This window comes from Novosphingobium sp., from assembly GCF_965214355.1.
In the GTDB taxonomy this organism is placed as follows: domain Bacteria; phylum Pseudomonadota; class Alphaproteobacteria; order Sphingomonadales; family Sphingomonadaceae; genus Novosphingobium.
Map to the genome: position 1 here is coordinate 3,376,203 of NZ_CBDCBI010000002.1, position 13,847 is coordinate 3,390,049.

A 13,847-nucleotide genomic window follows, 5' to 3' on the forward strand; every position below is an offset into this window, starting at 1 on the left:
CGCCATGGCCGGGGCGTGGGTGCGCACCGGCACCGCCCGATCTCGCGAGCAACCCCGACACAACTGGACATCCTGCAATCAACAAGACAAACGGAAACGCTCTAAAAATCCAACAAAATCAAGTAGATTCGTTGAATTCGTAGAGTAAATACCCGGGAGAATTCCCAAGTTTCTGCAATTTCATGGGATTTAGTGGCGACTAGCCCAGCATCCCCCCCAAGGACGGCAAGTCATCCCTGCCGACGACGGAGGTCTAGACACAATTGATTACATTTATGTGTTACATTTATTTCAATGCACAAAATTCCTGTCGAATACTTAATGCCATCAGGCTTTTTTTACACATCGGTTGCATGCGCACGATCCCGTCAAATTTGTAACAATGCTGACGCAAATTCCGCATAAATGCGGAGCGTGGGTCGGGGCATCGCGGGCGTTTTCCAAGCGTTTTCCGACCTATGTGCCCGCCGGATCATGCGCAGCCGGCGTGCCAGGAAACCGGGACAGGCAACGAGGCACAGGCCACGCCATCGCGACCGGCGGGCTGGCAGAACGTGGGAATTGGAAGAACGTGACTCTCTCCGACACCCCCGATTTGGCCGCCCAGGGCAGCGCGACGAGCGACGATTCGCGCGCAATCGGCGTCGCCGCATCAATCCTGCACGCACCGGGACATTCGGTCGCAATCTCGATCTTGGAAGTCTTCGAAACCCGCAATATCATCAGCCGCGAGGCGCTCGTCCGCGCGCAACTGGTCGCGACCGAAAGCGGTGAGCGGCTGGAGGCGGTGGTCACGCGGCTTGGCCTGCTCAGCGAAAGCGCGCTGTGCGACCATCTCGCCCTCGCCAGCGGACTGCCGGTCGCGCAAAGCGATGACTTGCGCGCGCCCTTCGCGCTCGACCAGCCGATCGCTGCCGATTTCCTGCGTGATATCCGTGCCGTGCCGATCGCGCGCGATGCCCATGGCGTATGCGTGGCTGTGGTCGATCCGTTCGACCCGTTTGTCGCACAATCGTTCCACTTCGTCTTCGGCGGCCAGGTGCGGCGCGTGATTGCGCGGGCCAGCGATATCGATGCCGCAATCGAACGCCTGTGCCAGGGCGATGACCAGCCGTGGCAGATCGACGATACCGCCAATGCCGATGATATCGACCGGTTGCGCGATCTGATCAGCGATGCGCCGGCGATCCGCGCGGTCAACCGCCTGATCGCCGAAGCCGTCGATACGCGCGCGTCGGACATTCATCTCGAACCCGCCGATGACAGCCTGGTCGTGCGCTATCGCATCGACGGCATGCTGCGCGAAGTCGCGCGATTGCCGCAGGCGATGAAAAGCGCGATCGTGTCGCGCATCAAGGTCGTGTCGGGGCTGGATATTTCCGAACGCCGCCTGCCGCAGGATGGGCGCCTGCGGCTGGCGGTGCGTGGCCACGAGATCGATTTTCGCGTGGCGACTTCGCCATCGATCCACGGCGAAAGCGTGGTCATGCGTATTCTCGACCGCTCGAACCTGACGCTCGATTTCGCCGCATTGGGCTTCGACGACACGCTTGCCCAAGGGTTTGCGCAAGTCGTCGGCCGGCCGCACGGCATCGTGCTGGTGACCGGGCCCACGGGCAGCGGCAAGACCACCACGTTGTACGCGGCGCTGTCGGCGATCAACAGTGTCGAGCGCAAGCTGCTGACAGTGGAAGACCCGATCGAATACCGGCTGAACGGTGTGGTCCAGACGCAGGTCCAGCCGTCGATCGGGTTTACCTTTGCCGCCGCGCTGCGCTCGTTCCTGCGCCAGGATCCCGATGTGATCATGGTCGGCGAGATTCGCGATACCGAAACCGCACAGATCGCAGTGCAGGCCGCGCTGACCGGCCACATGATCCTGTCGACGTTGCATACCAACACCGCGGCCGGCGCGATCAGCCGGCTGATCGACATGGAGGTCGAACCGTTCCTGCTGGGTTCGGTCCTGGCCGGCGTGCTGGCACAGCGGCTGGTGCGGCGGCTGTGCATGGCCTGCCGCGAACCGTATTGGCCCGATGCCGCTTTGCGCAGCGGGCTGGGATTGCCCGATCAGCAATTCCATCGCGCCACCGGCTGCGATGATTGTCGCCAGACCGGTTACAGCGGGCGGCTGGCGGTGTTCGAATTCCTGGTGATCGATGCGGCCATTGCCCGGCTGATCACGCAACGCGCCGAACCTGGCGCGATCGAGGCGGCGGCGCAGCAATCCGGGTTTCACAGCCTGATGCGCGACGGGTTTTCCAAGGCGGCGGCCGGCCAGACGTCGATCGAGGAAATCCTGCGGGTGGCGAGCGGCGAATGAGCACCGCGACCGCCTTTCGCTATCGCGCGGTCCGCCCCGACGGCAGCCAGGTTTCGGGCGAGATCGAGGCCAGCGACAAAGGCGATGCGATCACGCGCATCCGTCGCACCGGCGCCACGCCGATCGATCTGCGCGCGCTGGCCGCCGGCACGGCCAAGCCAGCGGGCAAGACCCGGCGCCAGCCGCGCGCGATCAGCCGCGCGCTGATCGGCGAACTGGCGGTGCTGCTCGGCGCCGGGCTGCCGCTGGATCGCGCGCTGGCGCTGGCCATCGACAATATCGAGAATGCCGCCGCCGCGCAGGCGATGGGCGTGCTGCTGATCGCGGTGCGCGAAGGCGCTCCGCTGTCGCGCGCGATGCTCGATAATCCGGCGCTGTTTACCCCTGCCGAAGCGGCGATGGCGGAAGCTGGCGAAGCCGGCGGCAAGCTGGCCGATGCGCTGGAACGCCTGTCCGACATGCTGGAGCAGGAGGCAGCGCTGCAGCGCATCCTCGTCACGTCGATGATCTATCCGATCGCGCTATTGGTCATCGCGGTCAGCGTGATCGGCCTGATGCTGCTGTATGTGGTGCCGCAATTCGAGCACCTGCTCGACAACACGCGCGCAAAACTGCCCGCCGCGACCTTGGCCGTTATCGGCGCCAGCCGCCTGCTGCGCGAAGACGGATTGTGGGCTCTGATCGTGCTGATCGGGATCACGCTCGCCCTGCGCCAGGGTCTGCGCCGCCCGGCGGTGCGCAAGCGGATCGATGCGCAGATTTTGCGCGTTCCGCTGCTGGGCGAGCTGTTGCGGCGGATCGACACCGCGCGGTTTGCGCATACGCTGGGCGCGCTGGTCGAGGGCGGCGTGGCGCTGCCTGCCGCACTGGTGCTGTCGCAGCGGGTGATTGCCAATTCGGTTATGGCTGCCGCCATCGGCAAAGTTGCCGAAGGCCTGCGCGAAGGTGGCGGGCTGGCCGGGCCGCTGGCCGCGACGCGCGTGCTGCCCCGGCTGGCGCTGGCGTTCGTGCGCACCGGCGAAGAGACCTCGGAACTGGCGCTGATGCTGCGGCGCCTCGCCATCGTGCTCGATCGCGATGTCCGCACCCGGCTCGAACGGCTGGTGGCTATTCTTACGCCTACGATCACGGTGGTGCTGGGGGCGGTCGTGGCCACGATCATCGCCTCGATCATGACGGCGATCCTCGGCTTCAATGATCTGGCGGTTTCCCAATGACGACAATGACCCCAACCCGCGAGCGCGGGTTCACCCTGCTGGAACTGCTGGTCGTGCTGGCGATCCTGGGTCTGCTGGCCGCGATCGTCGGCCCGCAGGTGATCCGTTATCTGGGCAGCTCGCGCACGCAATCCGCGCATGTTCAGGCCAAGAATATCGAGGCGGCGATGGAGCTGTACAAGCTCGACGCCGGGCGTTTTCCGACGCCCGACGAGGGCCTGGGCGCGCTGGTCAAGGCGCCGGCGACCGATCCGGCGTGGAACGGGCCTTATCTGAACGACGCCGCCGCGCTCAACGATCCCTGGGGCAAACCCTATCAGTTCAAGATCCCCGGCGATCACGGCGATGTCGATGTGTTTTCCCTTGGCTCCGACGGCCAGCCCGGTGGCACCGGCGAGGCCAAAGATGTCGGCAACTGGTGAGCGCGGCTTCACGCTGCTGGAAATGATGATTGCCGTGGCGATCATGGCGCTGATCACCGGGCTTGGCTGGCCGGCGGTCGGCCAGCTGCTGTCGCGCACCGCGCTGGCGCAGGCGCGCGGGACGCTGACGCTGACGATCGCGCGCGCGCGCAATCTGGCACTGACCCGCGACGCGCCGGTCACCGTGAGCCTGACCGCCGAGACGCCTGCGCAGCTGGTTTTGTCCGACGGCGCAGCGATCGCCCTGCCACGGGGCGTTTCGATCGACTGGCCCGCCGGCGGGGTCGTGGTCTATGGTGACGGATCGACAGCGGGGGCGACCGGCCTGATCCACATCGGCGCAGCCGGCAGCCGCTACACCGTCGATCCCGCCACTGCGCGGGCCAGCTTTGCCCCATGACCGCCGCCCCCTGCCCCATGATTGCGCGCGAGCGCGGCTTTTCGCTGGTCGAGGCCGTGATTTCGCTGGCCATCATCGCCGTGATCACTTTGACGCTGTTTGCCACCGTCACCGCCAATGCCCGCACCCGGCACATGGTCCGCCAGCGCCGCGAGGCGCTGATGGTCGCGCAGTCGCAGCTCGATCGCGCAGCGGGCGGGCTGACCGACGAACAGGGCCAGTGGGGCGATCTGCAATGGCATATCGATCGCCGGAATTACGGCGATAGCGATGCGTTTGCCCACAACCGGCTGGAACAGCTGACGATCACGGTCGAGGATCCGCTCCATGCCCCGCTGGCGCGGCTGACCACGGTACGGATCGCGCCATGACTGTGCCGAACGCCCGGACAGCGGGTTTCAGCCTGATCGAGATGCTGGTCAGCCTGGCCGTGCTCGGCATCGCGGCCGCCCTGCTGGCGACGGGCATCGGGCGGATCGGGCTCAGTCTCGATCTGGCGGACAAGGGCGACAGCCGCGTCGATACGGTCGCCACTGCGCAATTCGTGCTGCGCCACCGACTGGCCAGCGCCGTGCCGGTGGCCGATGCGCAGGCTGGCGCCGGCACGATCGATTTTGCCGGGCTCGACAACCGGGTCGACTTCCTGGCCGAACCGGCCGAGGGCGACCGTCCCGACGCGCTCCATTATTTCCGCATCGCGCGCGATCCCGGTGGCGACCTGACTCTGTTCAGTGCCAATTCGCTGGATCAGCGGGTCGATGCGCACAATGCCGCAACAGTCGGCTGGACCGCGCGCCCGCTGGTTTCGGGCACAGCCGCGATCGAAATCCGCTATCTCGGGCAGAATGCGTATGCGCCCGCGCAAGGGCTGGTGTGGCAGGACAACTGGTCGCATCGCGCTACGCTGCCGCAACTGGTGCGCGTGCGGGTCAGCTTTCCGCCCGGCGACCCGCGCACCTGGCCCGACCTGATCGTGCGCCCGCACGGCACGGTTGCCGACCCCTGCGCAGTGGCACCCGGCGATGCCGGTTGCGCGCCGGTCAAGGCCGTCGCAGCATGAGCGGGTTGCTGAACGCCGATATGCAGACTTTGCGCGGCTGGGCCGAGCAAGGCTGGCGCTGGTGGCTGGGCGAACTGGCCGGCCTGGTGCCGCGCCGCTGGCGCGAGGGTCGGCACCGCCGGCTGGCACTGTCCCTGTATGATCCGCTCAGCGGTCGCCTCGACCCGATCGGTGACGCGCGGCCGCGCGCGCCGCTCGCGGTGGTTCTTCCGCGTGATCTGGTGCTGACGCGGCTGATCGAAACCCCTGCGCTGGGCGCGCGGGATCTGAACAAGCTGATCACGCTCGATGCAGATCGCATCATGCCGCTGGCGCGCGGCGAGGCGCTGCTGGCGGCGTCCGCGCGCGGACCGGCAGGGCCCGGCCGGATACAGGTCGAAGTCGCCGGGTTGCCGCGCGCCCGGGCCGAGATGCTGTCGCTCGCGCTGGCGCATGCGCCGCGCGTGCCGGCGGCGGTGCTGGTCGGTGCGCCCGAACCGGGGCTTGCGCAGCCTGTCGACCTGCTGCCCGCGTTGCGCGCTGCGGGACTGGCCGGCGGCGTAGAGCGGTCGGCCGCGCCGCTGTGGCTGGCCGTGGCCTTCCTGTTCCTGATCAACATGGGCCTGCTGGTGTGGCGCGATACCGCCACGCTCGATACGATGTCGGCGCTGGTCGATCAGCAGGCCCCCGCAGTCAATGTCGCGCATGGTATCATTGCGCGCATGCGCCGCGAGGACGCGATCGCGGCCGCCACGGTGACCGCCCGGCGTAAACGCGAACCGCTGGCGCTGCTCGCGCGGATCGATGCCGCGTTGCCCTCCGGCACGTGGTTGCAACGCTTTACCTGGACCGGCGACAGCGTGAAGCTCGCCGGATTTCATCCGGCAAAGGCCGACGTGTCCGGCGCGTTGCGCACAGCGGGCATGGCGGTGGCGCGCTATGGCGACACATCGAATGCCGCGCCGTCGCCATTGGGCGAACCGTTTGAAATCACGCTCAAATTGGGCAAACGCTGACCATGCGCGCGCTCGCGCCCCGCGAATCGCGCCTGGTCGCGGTGTTGCTGCTGATCGCGGCGCTGGGGCTGTTCGACCTGGTCGTGGTCGATCCGCTGATCAGCGGTTTTGCCGCACGCGCGCAGCAGCGTGAGGCGCTGCAGGCGCGCTATGCCGCCAACGAGCGCACGATCGCCGCGATCCCCCGGCTCAGCCGCCAGGCCGCCGCCCGCGCGCATCAGGCGGACCTGTACACGCTGAACGCGGCCGACATGCCCACCGCTGCCGATGCGCTGCGCGACCGGATGCAGGCGGCCGCCAATGCGGTCGGCGCCGAGTTCCATGGCGCGGAGGATCTGCCCGGCGCACCCGGCATGATCGCCGCGCGCGTGGCGATGCGCGTGCCCGCGGGCAAATTGGCGCCCCTGATTGCCGCAATCGAAAATGCCACGCCGCTGGTTACCATCAAGGGCCTGTCGGTCAGCGCGGATGACGCGCTGCTGTCGGGCGCCGCTGCAAGTCTGGATGTGAAACTTGAAATCGCGATTGCCTTTCACGCCGCCGCCCGGCGGTAGCCCGGCGCGCCTGCCGTTCCTGCTGCTACCGCTGCTGGTGGCGGCGGCAGGCGTTCAGCTGGCACTGCCCGGCCATGTCGATCTGGCGACAGGCGGGCTGCCCGCGCGCATCGGGGTGACGCTGCCGCCGGAGCCGCCGCTGGTGGTGCTGCCCCCGGCGATACTGATCGCGCACGATCCATTCGTGCCGGTTGCCGTGCGCGCACCCGAGGCGCGCCCCGCCCCACCGCCCGATCCACTGGGCGGCGCGGTGATCGCCGGCGTGGTTCAGGAAGGCCGGCGCCGCGTCGGCGTGGTCCAGCGTGCGGATGGCATGGTGCGCCATCTGGCGGTGGGCGACAGGCTGGCCGGATGGCGGATCGACGCGCTGACGCCCGGCGGTGCGGATCTTTCGCGCGGCCGCCACCGCATCATCGCGCTGCCGTACGGCACGCACCCGGTACCGTCCCTTCCCCCGCACGCAGCCAAACCGACAGCGGATGACCAATGACCAGATCGACCAACACTATCGCCGCAATCGCCGTGATGTCGCTGTCCTGCCCGGGCACGACTGCCGCGCGCCCCCCGATCGATATCCCCGCCACGCCGGCGATTGCCGACGAAAAAGACCCGACAAGCGTGCTCGATCGCCCGGTGCGGACCACGGTCGTGCCCGGCACGGCCGCAATGCCGATGATGCCGCAGGCGGCCGCAAGACCGCCTGCGCACGGCGATATCACGATCAATTTCCCCAATGCCGATGTGCGCGCGGTCGCGTCCACAGTGCTGGGCGACTTGCTGCACAAGACTTATACCGTGGCGCAAGGCGTCACTGCAACGGTCACGCTGTCGACGCCCTACCCGGTGACGAAAGGCGCGCTGCTCGATCTGTTCGAGGCAGCGCTGCGCCAATCGGGCCTGGCGCTGGTGCCGGTGGCCGGTGGCTATGAAATCCAGAACGTCGCAGGCGCGCGTGCGCCGATCGCGCCCGAGATGACCGGGTCGGGCAGCGAGGTGATCACGCTGCACTTCATCAACGCCGACGAGGTGCGCAAACTGCTCGATACCGTGCTGCCCGGCGTCGTGACGGCCAGCGATCCGGCGATCGGCATGGTGACCATTTCGGGCACCACCGGGCAACGCGCCAGCGCGCGCGACCTGTTGCACCAGTTCGATGTCGATTGGCTGCGCAACACCAGCTTTGCGTTGTATATCCCCGAAAAGACCGATGCCCGGCTGATCGTGCCATCGCTCGACAAGCTGATCAATGCGCCTGACTCGCCCACCCACGGGCTCGTCCGGCTGATCGCGATGGATCAACTCAACGGCATCCTGGCGATCAGCACGCAACGCCAGTATCTCGACGATGTGCGCCGCTGGGTCGAAATTCTCGATCGCGAGGGCGAAAACAACGAGCGGCGGATCTTTGTCTACCGGGTGCAGAACAGCCGCGCCAAGGATCTGACCAAGACGATCAACGCGGCCTATGGCGGAATATCCGGCGCGGACAACGCGTCCGCCGATCAGGCCGGCGCAGGTCAGTCGGCGGGCGCCAGTCTGCCCCAGCCCGGCGCCGTTCCGGCCGCGCCTGTCGCCGCACCGACGCGCGCAAATGCTGCAGGCTCGGGCGCGAGCCCGGCGCAGGCCAAAATCACCGCCGACGATACCAACAACGCCGTCATCGTCTTCGGCACGGCGCGGCAATACGCGATCGTCGAGGATGCGCTGCGCAAGCTGGATATCACGCCCAAGCAGATCCTGATCGAAGCGGCGATCACCGAAGTCACGCTGACCGACGATCTGGCCTATGGCGTGCAGTGGAACTATTCGAACCCGAGCGGCAGCAGCCAGGTCGGTTATGCCAACACCGGCAACGGCGTGCCGCAGGCCCAGACATTTCCGGGCCTGTCGTTTTTCTATGCGCAGGGCAGCATTTCGGCAACGCTGACCGCGTTGCAGCAGCACACCAATGTCAAAGTCGTCTCGGCGCCAAAACTGCTCGTGCTCAACAACCAGACTGCATCGCTGCAAGTCGGCGACCAGGTACCGACCCAGACCGGCAGCACATCGAATGCCAACGGCACCTCGACCTCGATTTCCTATGCCGACACCGGCATCATCCTTAAGATCACGCCGCGCGTGAATGCCAGCGGCGTGGTCCAGCTCGATGTCGCACAAGAGGTCAGCGGGGTCAGCGGGTCGACCGGCGGATCGACCATCGAAGGCATTACTCCGACGATTTCGACGCGCAAGATATCGACCACGGTCGAAGTCCACGATGGCCAGGTGATCGCGCTTGGCGGCCTGTTCAGCGACACCAAGACCGTCAGCAAGAACGGCATTCCGTTCCTGTCGCAGATCCCGATCGTCGGCGGCCTGTTCGGCACGCACCAATACAAGGACACCCGCACCGAACTGATCGTGCTGCTGAAGCCCCATGTCATCGCCACAGAAGACGATGCGCGCGGCATTACCGACGAGCTTGCGCGCAAGCTTCACGCGCTGCCGCGGCTGCGCAGCGAGGGCGGGATCCCTTGATCGGTCCCGATCGTCCTGTCCCCGCGTGCGAACAGGGCTATGGCCTGATCGCCGCGGTGGCGGCGATCGCGGTGTTCGGTGCGCTGGCGCTCTCGGTCGTCACTGCGACGCGCGTCTCGATTGCCGCCGGCGCTGGCGAAATGGCGCGCGCGCGCGCCGATGCCGCTGCCGATGCCGGCCTGGCGATTGCCGAGCACGGCGTTGTTACAGGCAATGACCAGTTTCTGGCGCTGGTGCACGGACGCGCGCGTGAAATCGAATTCGATGGCAGTCGGATCACCGTGCATGTGGTGGACGAGCGCGGCAAGATCCCGCTCGGCCATGTCGAGGCCGACACCACCGCGCGCATGCTGGAACAGGCTGGCCTGTCGGGCGAGAACCTGACGATCGCGAGCGATTCGCTGCAGGACTGGCTCGATGACGATGACCAGCCGCGCAGCGCCGGCGCCGAAAGCGCATGGTACGCCCGTCAGGGGTATGGCCCGCGCAACGGCGGGCCGCTGACCGTGGACGAGCTGGCGCGGGTGCGCGGGTTCGGGCCACGGCTGGCCGAGCGGTTGCGCGGCTATGTCACGGTCGATCCCGATATTCAGGCGTTCGATCCGACCTATGCCCAGCCCGGCGCGATCGCGGCGATGACTGCCAATGGCGACCTGACGCCCGAGGCGATCCAGGCCCGGCGCGAAGCCGATGGCCAGCAGGTGGCGCTGGAAATTGTCAAGCCGGGGCAGTTCCTGAACCGCCCGCTGACCATCATCGTCGATGCGCAGACGCCCGATGGCGGTCACGCCCATCGCGAAGTGGTGATCGTCGTCACCGGCAAACCCGCGCAGCCCTATCTCATCCACGCGGTGCGATAACGTCTCAGTCCGGACTGGCCGCAGCGACCGCAAGACCCCATGGGGCAAACATCGCGTGCGGAGAGGCAGCGGCGCCTTGTGCGATGCGCAGGTTCGGCACCGGGCGGCGGCCATGGCGCGCCAACACGCGGCGCGGGGCGGTGAAACGGCCGATCGCGGGCACCGCCTCGTCTTCGGGCTCTGGCTGCACGCCGGTCAGCCCTCGGGTCCAGTGCGCAGCACTGCCCGGCATCCGGTAAAAGATATGCGCGCCGATGCGGGCGACCTGTTGCCCGGTGGCGGCCCAATAGGGCAGCACGTAATCGGCGTGATAATGCGTGGCGCCGGCGACATGATCCGGCACTGCGCCGTCGAGCACGGTCTGCGCGATGCTGCGCGCCAACGTCAGCGTCGTGTCGGACATGCGGCGGTTGTACGATCCGTCGCAGGCAAACGAGAACTGGCACCCGGTCGAGCGCGACGATCCCTGAAACACCACGCCGCACACGGTCTTGGGAAAACGGGCATCGCGCGTGCGGTTCAAAATGACCTGGCCGACAGCTTCCTGCCCGGACACCGGCTGACCGGCGGCTTCGTAGGCGATGGCCAGGCTCATGCAATCGAGCGCGCGGTCACGGCTGTCTGCAACTGGTGCGGCATCGATCGCGGGCCCGCCAAACAGCGGCACGGCAGCGGGCGCGACCAGCGCGACATCGCCTTGCGAATCGGCAACTTGCGCGTGGGCCGATCCCGCCGCCCCGATCAGCAGGACAGCAGCTTGCAACGCCGACAACAGTCTGGAATGACCCCAAAACACGGTTAAGATTTCCCCCACGCCCCCTTTGCCTAGTGGCCGAAATTTGTTTCATTTGATTGACACATTCGCGCGCAAAGGAGGGATTGCCGACCGGTGATGGGTTGTGCGACCGGGGATGTGAAACGTGATTCGAGCAAAGCGGATTGGCCAGCGCCTGGCGATGGCAATTGCAGTATCGATCGGCCTTGCGGCCGCGCCTGCTGTGGCGGATCCTGCACAGTTGCCCGACCGCCTGCTGACCTGCTCGATCGGGCATATTACCAATTTCGACCCGCATATCGAACAGACGCCAGATCAGCTGACGTTCGACGGGCATCATGCGTTCACCCTGTTCCTGCCCGGGATACCCGCGCTGGTGGGCCGCCCGCCCGATGCTGCCGAAGATGCGCCCCCGGTCGATCCGCGCACGCGCATCGTGCACGATCCCGATCATATTTCCGGCCAGCCGTCTTCGCAGTTCGGGCGCATCGTCGATATGTGGCCCGATCGCGTGGAACTGAGCGCGACGATCGAGGGCCCCTTGCTCAACATGATCGTCGTCCATCCGGTCGACATCGAACATGGCACGGCCAGCCTGTTCATGATGCGCGCGACCGAACTGACCCATTATCAGCCGGAGCATTTCTATCAGGGTACGTGCAGGATCGTGACCGGCAAGATGGCGCACGAGGCGATGCGGCGGCCTGCCTGATCAAGGGTGCATGTGCAACGCGATGTTTGCGGCGCACAGCATGAGGCACGCGCCAATGCAACCGGGCTCGAAACCCGGCAGCGACGTCACACGCGATACCGCGCGCGCTGCGGCGCGCAGACGGGCCCTGCGTGCAGCCGGCGCGCGCGGCGGTGGGGCCCGCCCCGCACGCAGCGCCTGGCGCGCACGATCGATCACTTCGCGCGCCAGATCCGCCGATTCTGCGTGAGTCAGGGCGCGCTGCTGCGGCACAGGGTTTGGGGCCGATGACATTGTAAGGCTTTCCGCGATGGCCGGCGCAACCTTGCGCCGCTGTGTCCAAACCTAACCACGGTGCTTCAAAATCCGGTGAAATCGGGCCGGCGATTAGCTACGGAGTTATACGCAGCCCATCACGCCAATGGGCCCAGCGCGTCGATCCGGCTGCGCAGCGATCCCAGCAAATGCGCGAACCGGCGCCATTGGTCGACCCCGTCACGATTGAGCGGCGCGCGCACTTGCGCGGCGCTTTGCGTGGTGCTGGGACGGCGGTTTTCGTGGAACGCCAGGCACGCCGGCTGCCATTCGAGCCCGCAATCGGCGAGCAGCTGCCGGATCACGGGTTCGGGCCGCTCGACCAGCGTTTCATGCGCGATCTCGATCATGTGCACGCCCGTCACCCCGCGCCAATGCGCCATCAGCCCGCGATAGGCACCATAATACGCCACCAGTTCGTCAAGGTCATAGCTCCAGGGGCAGGTCTGGTTGAACAGCGTCTTGTACAGCGCGTAACAAGTACCCATCGGATCGCGCGTGGTGTGCACGATGCGCGCGTCGGGCAGCGCGCGGGCGATCAGCGCGACAAGCCGCCAGTTGTCCGGCAGCTTGTCGACAAAGCATGCTTCCGGCCCGCGCCAAGGCGCGGTCAGTTCGGCATAGCGCCGGCCGATCGCTGCCGGATCGAGCCGCCGGCTGGCCAGGATCAGCGCTCCGGCGTCGGACGGATCGACGCCGGCGCTGCGCGCCACATCGGCCAGCGCCCGCGCGAACGCTGATGATTCGCCGACTGTCCCCACCTGGCTGTGGCTGGTCAGGATGCGTTCGACCACGGTCGAGCCCGACCGGGGCAGCCCCAGCACAAAGATCGGCCGGATACCGCGGAAACCGCGCACCGGCGCAGGCGTTTGGCCTTGTGGAAATTTGCGGCGCAACAGATCGATCATGCCCAGATCGCCGCGCACATCGTAGGCCAGCGAGGCGCGCATCAGGCGCGCCCCGGCATCGAGATGCACGAAACTGGCCATGCCCTCCCCCAGATCCTCGTGGCATTTCGCCGCCGCGTAATGCAGCTGATACCGCGCGCGCGCGGTCTGCACGCTTTCCGGCAGGCGCGCCAGCAGGGCTTCGATCGTTGCGACATGCGTGGCGCCAGGTGTCTGTCGTACCAGTTGCACCAGATTGAGCCACGCCTCGGCGTGAAACGGTTCGCGTGCCACCGTGGCTTCGAAACCGGCGGCGGCGGCAGCGGGATCGCCCAGATAGCGCGCAATGACGGCGCGGTTGAAATGGTGCAGCGCCAACTCGGGCGCGCCCGCGATGGCCCGGACGTACGCGGCGCGGGCCATCTCGAAATCGTTCAGCAACGCATGGGCGTCACCGATCATGCCCCACAGCGTCGCGCAATCGGCCGGCGTGTCGCCCGATGCGGTCAGCTTTGCTTCGGCGACGGCCAGCGCCGCCCGCGCCGCGCCGGTGTCGTTCGACACCAGCAGAACACGGGCGCGCCGCAGGGCAAAGTCCGCGCATTCGGGATGCAACGCTTCGCCGTGCTCGACATGCGCAAGCGCGGCCGCGAAGTCGCCAAGCAGGAACGCGGCCTGGTTGGCGATCAACCGCGCCGCAAGGTCGCCCGGATTGATTGCCAGCGCGTCTTCGGCACGGCCGCGCGCGACGGCAATCGCGCCGGTGGCCATGCCATGGCTGGCATCGGCCAGCGCGCGCCGCAGGTCAGCCGATTCGTCCACGCGGCCAGG

At 67.0% G+C, this 13,847-nt stretch carries 15 protein-coding genes; 12 read left to right on the plus strand and 3 right to left on the minus strand.

Features of this window, described 5'->3' with window-relative positions; translation table 11 throughout:
* Positions 1–571: 571 nt before the first annotated feature.
* The 11 genes from ACOOE2_RS15600 to ACOOE2_RS15650 are packed head-to-tail and all read left to right on the plus strand — an operon-like array spanning position 572 to position 10,348.
* On the plus strand, positions 572–2,323 hold the full coding sequence (locus tag ACOOE2_RS15600; RefSeq protein WP_420383910.1) for a GspE/PulE family protein: 1,752 nt from the start codon (positions 572–574) through the stop codon (positions 2,321–2,323).
* A complete protein-coding gene (locus ACOOE2_RS15605) occupies positions 2,320–3,540 on the plus strand; it encodes a type II secretion system F family protein (RefSeq protein ID WP_420383911.1) in 1,221 nt (406 codons plus the stop codon). Before ACOOE2_RS15600 ends, ACOOE2_RS15605 begins: the two co-directional genes overlap by 4 nt.
* Before the next feature lie 5 nt (positions 3,541–3,545).
* Entirely contained in the window at positions 3,546–3,962 is a 417-nt protein-coding gene (gene gspG / locus ACOOE2_RS15610) for a type II secretion system major pseudopilin GspG (RefSeq protein ID WP_420383912.1), read from the plus strand.
* Positions 3,946–4,362 (plus strand): pilus assembly FimT family protein, encoded by a 417-nt coding sequence (locus ACOOE2_RS15615; RefSeq protein WP_420383913.1) that lies wholly within the window; start codon positions 3,946–3,948, stop codon positions 4,360–4,362. Before gspG ends, ACOOE2_RS15615 begins: the two co-directional genes overlap by 17 nt.
* The gene (locus ACOOE2_RS15620) at positions 4,359–4,733 is read left to right on the plus strand and encodes a type IV pilus modification PilV family protein (RefSeq protein ID WP_420383914.1); all 375 of its coding nucleotides are present in this window, start codon (positions 4,359–4,361) and stop codon (positions 4,731–4,733) included. Before ACOOE2_RS15615 ends, ACOOE2_RS15620 begins: the two co-directional genes overlap by 4 nt.
* Entirely contained in the window at positions 4,730–5,422 is a 693-nt protein-coding gene (locus tag ACOOE2_RS15625; RefSeq protein ID WP_420383915.1) for a PulJ/GspJ family protein, read from the plus strand. The genes ACOOE2_RS15620 and ACOOE2_RS15625 overlap by 4 nt, the downstream gene beginning before the upstream one ends.
* Positions 5,419–6,417: a hypothetical protein gene (locus ACOOE2_RS15630; protein WP_420383916.1), complete on the plus strand. Its 999-nt coding sequence runs from the start codon at positions 5,419–5,421 to the stop codon at positions 6,415–6,417. The genes ACOOE2_RS15625 and ACOOE2_RS15630 overlap by 4 nt, the downstream gene beginning before the upstream one ends.
* A 2-nt stretch (positions 6,418–6,419) precedes the next feature.
* Positions 6,420–6,971 carry a type II secretion system protein GspM gene (gspM, locus tag ACOOE2_RS15635; RefSeq protein WP_420383917.1) on the plus strand — a complete coding sequence of 184 codons (552 nt, stop codon included), beginning with the start codon at positions 6,420–6,422 and terminating at the stop codon, positions 6,969–6,971.
* Positions 6,943–7,461: a hypothetical protein gene (locus ACOOE2_RS15640; protein WP_420383918.1), complete on the plus strand. Its 519-nt coding sequence runs from the start codon at positions 6,943–6,945 to the stop codon at positions 7,459–7,461. Before gspM ends, ACOOE2_RS15640 begins: the two co-directional genes overlap by 29 nt.
* The gene (gene gspD / locus ACOOE2_RS15645; RefSeq protein ID WP_420383919.1) at positions 7,458–9,488 is read left to right on the plus strand and encodes a type II secretion system secretin GspD; all 2,031 of its coding nucleotides are present in this window, start codon (positions 7,458–7,460) and stop codon (positions 9,486–9,488) included. The genes ACOOE2_RS15640 and gspD overlap by 4 nt, the downstream gene beginning before the upstream one ends.
* Entirely contained in the window at positions 9,485–10,348 is an 864-nt protein-coding gene (locus ACOOE2_RS15650) for a hypothetical protein (RefSeq protein ID WP_420383920.1), read from the plus strand. The genes gspD and ACOOE2_RS15650 overlap by 4 nt, the downstream gene beginning before the upstream one ends.
* Positions 10,349–10,352: 4 nt before the next feature.
* Here ACOOE2_RS15650 and ACOOE2_RS15655 read toward each other — a convergent pair whose 3' ends face one another.
* The gene (locus tag ACOOE2_RS15655) at positions 10,353–11,111 is read right to left on the minus strand and encodes a cell wall hydrolase (protein WP_420383921.1); all 759 of its coding nucleotides are present in this window, start codon (positions 11,109–11,111) and stop codon (positions 10,353–10,355) included.
* Positions 11,112–11,268: 157 nt separating this feature from the next.
* On the opposite strand from ACOOE2_RS15655, the gene ACOOE2_RS15660 reads away from it, so the two are divergent.
* Positions 11,269–11,835, plus strand: a complete 567-nt coding sequence (locus ACOOE2_RS15660; RefSeq protein ID WP_420383922.1) for a hypothetical protein — start codon at positions 11,269–11,271, stop codon at positions 11,833–11,835.
* Here the strand turns inward: ACOOE2_RS15660 and ACOOE2_RS15665 are convergent, their stop codons facing one another.
* Entirely contained in the window at positions 11,836–12,108 is a 273-nt protein-coding gene (locus tag ACOOE2_RS15665; protein WP_420383923.1) for a hypothetical protein, read from the minus strand.
* Between the two features lie 119 nt (positions 12,109–12,227).
* The gene (locus ACOOE2_RS15670) at positions 12,228–13,838 is read right to left on the minus strand and encodes a sulfotransferase (protein WP_420383924.1); all 1,611 of its coding nucleotides are present in this window, start codon (positions 13,836–13,838) and stop codon (positions 12,228–12,230) included.
* Between the last annotated feature and the right edge of the window lie 9 nt (positions 13,839–13,847).

Coding starts and splice junctions, on each gene's coding strand:
- ACOOE2_RS15665 (WP_420383923.1), bottom strand. CDS start 12,108: ATGTCATCGGCCCCAAACCCTGTGCCGCAGCAGCGCGCCCTGACTCAC.
- ACOOE2_RS15625 (WP_420383915.1), top strand. CDS start 4,730: ATGACTGTGCCGAACGCCCGGACAGCGGGTTTCAGCCTGATCGAGATG.
- gspM (WP_420383917.1), top strand. CDS start 6,420: ATGCGCGCGCTCGCGCCCCGCGAATCGCGCCTGGTCGCGGTGTTGCTG.
- gspG (WP_420383912.1), top strand. CDS start 3,546: ATGACCCCAACCCGCGAGCGCGGGTTCACCCTGCTGGAACTGCTGGTC.
- ACOOE2_RS15630 (WP_420383916.1), top strand. CDS start 5,419: ATGAGCGGGTTGCTGAACGCCGATATGCAGACTTTGCGCGGCTGGGCC.
- gspD (WP_420383919.1), top strand. CDS start 7,458: ATGACCAGATCGACCAACACTATCGCCGCAATCGCCGTGATGTCGCTG.
- ACOOE2_RS15620 (WP_420383914.1), top strand. CDS start 4,359: ATGACCGCCGCCCCCTGCCCCATGATTGCGCGCGAGCGCGGCTTTTCG.
- ACOOE2_RS15605 (WP_420383911.1), top strand. CDS start 2,320: ATGAGCACCGCGACCGCCTTTCGCTATCGCGCGGTCCGCCCCGACGGC.
- ACOOE2_RS15615 (WP_420383913.1), top strand. CDS start 3,946: ATGTCGGCAACTGGTGAGCGCGGCTTCACGCTGCTGGAAATGATGATT.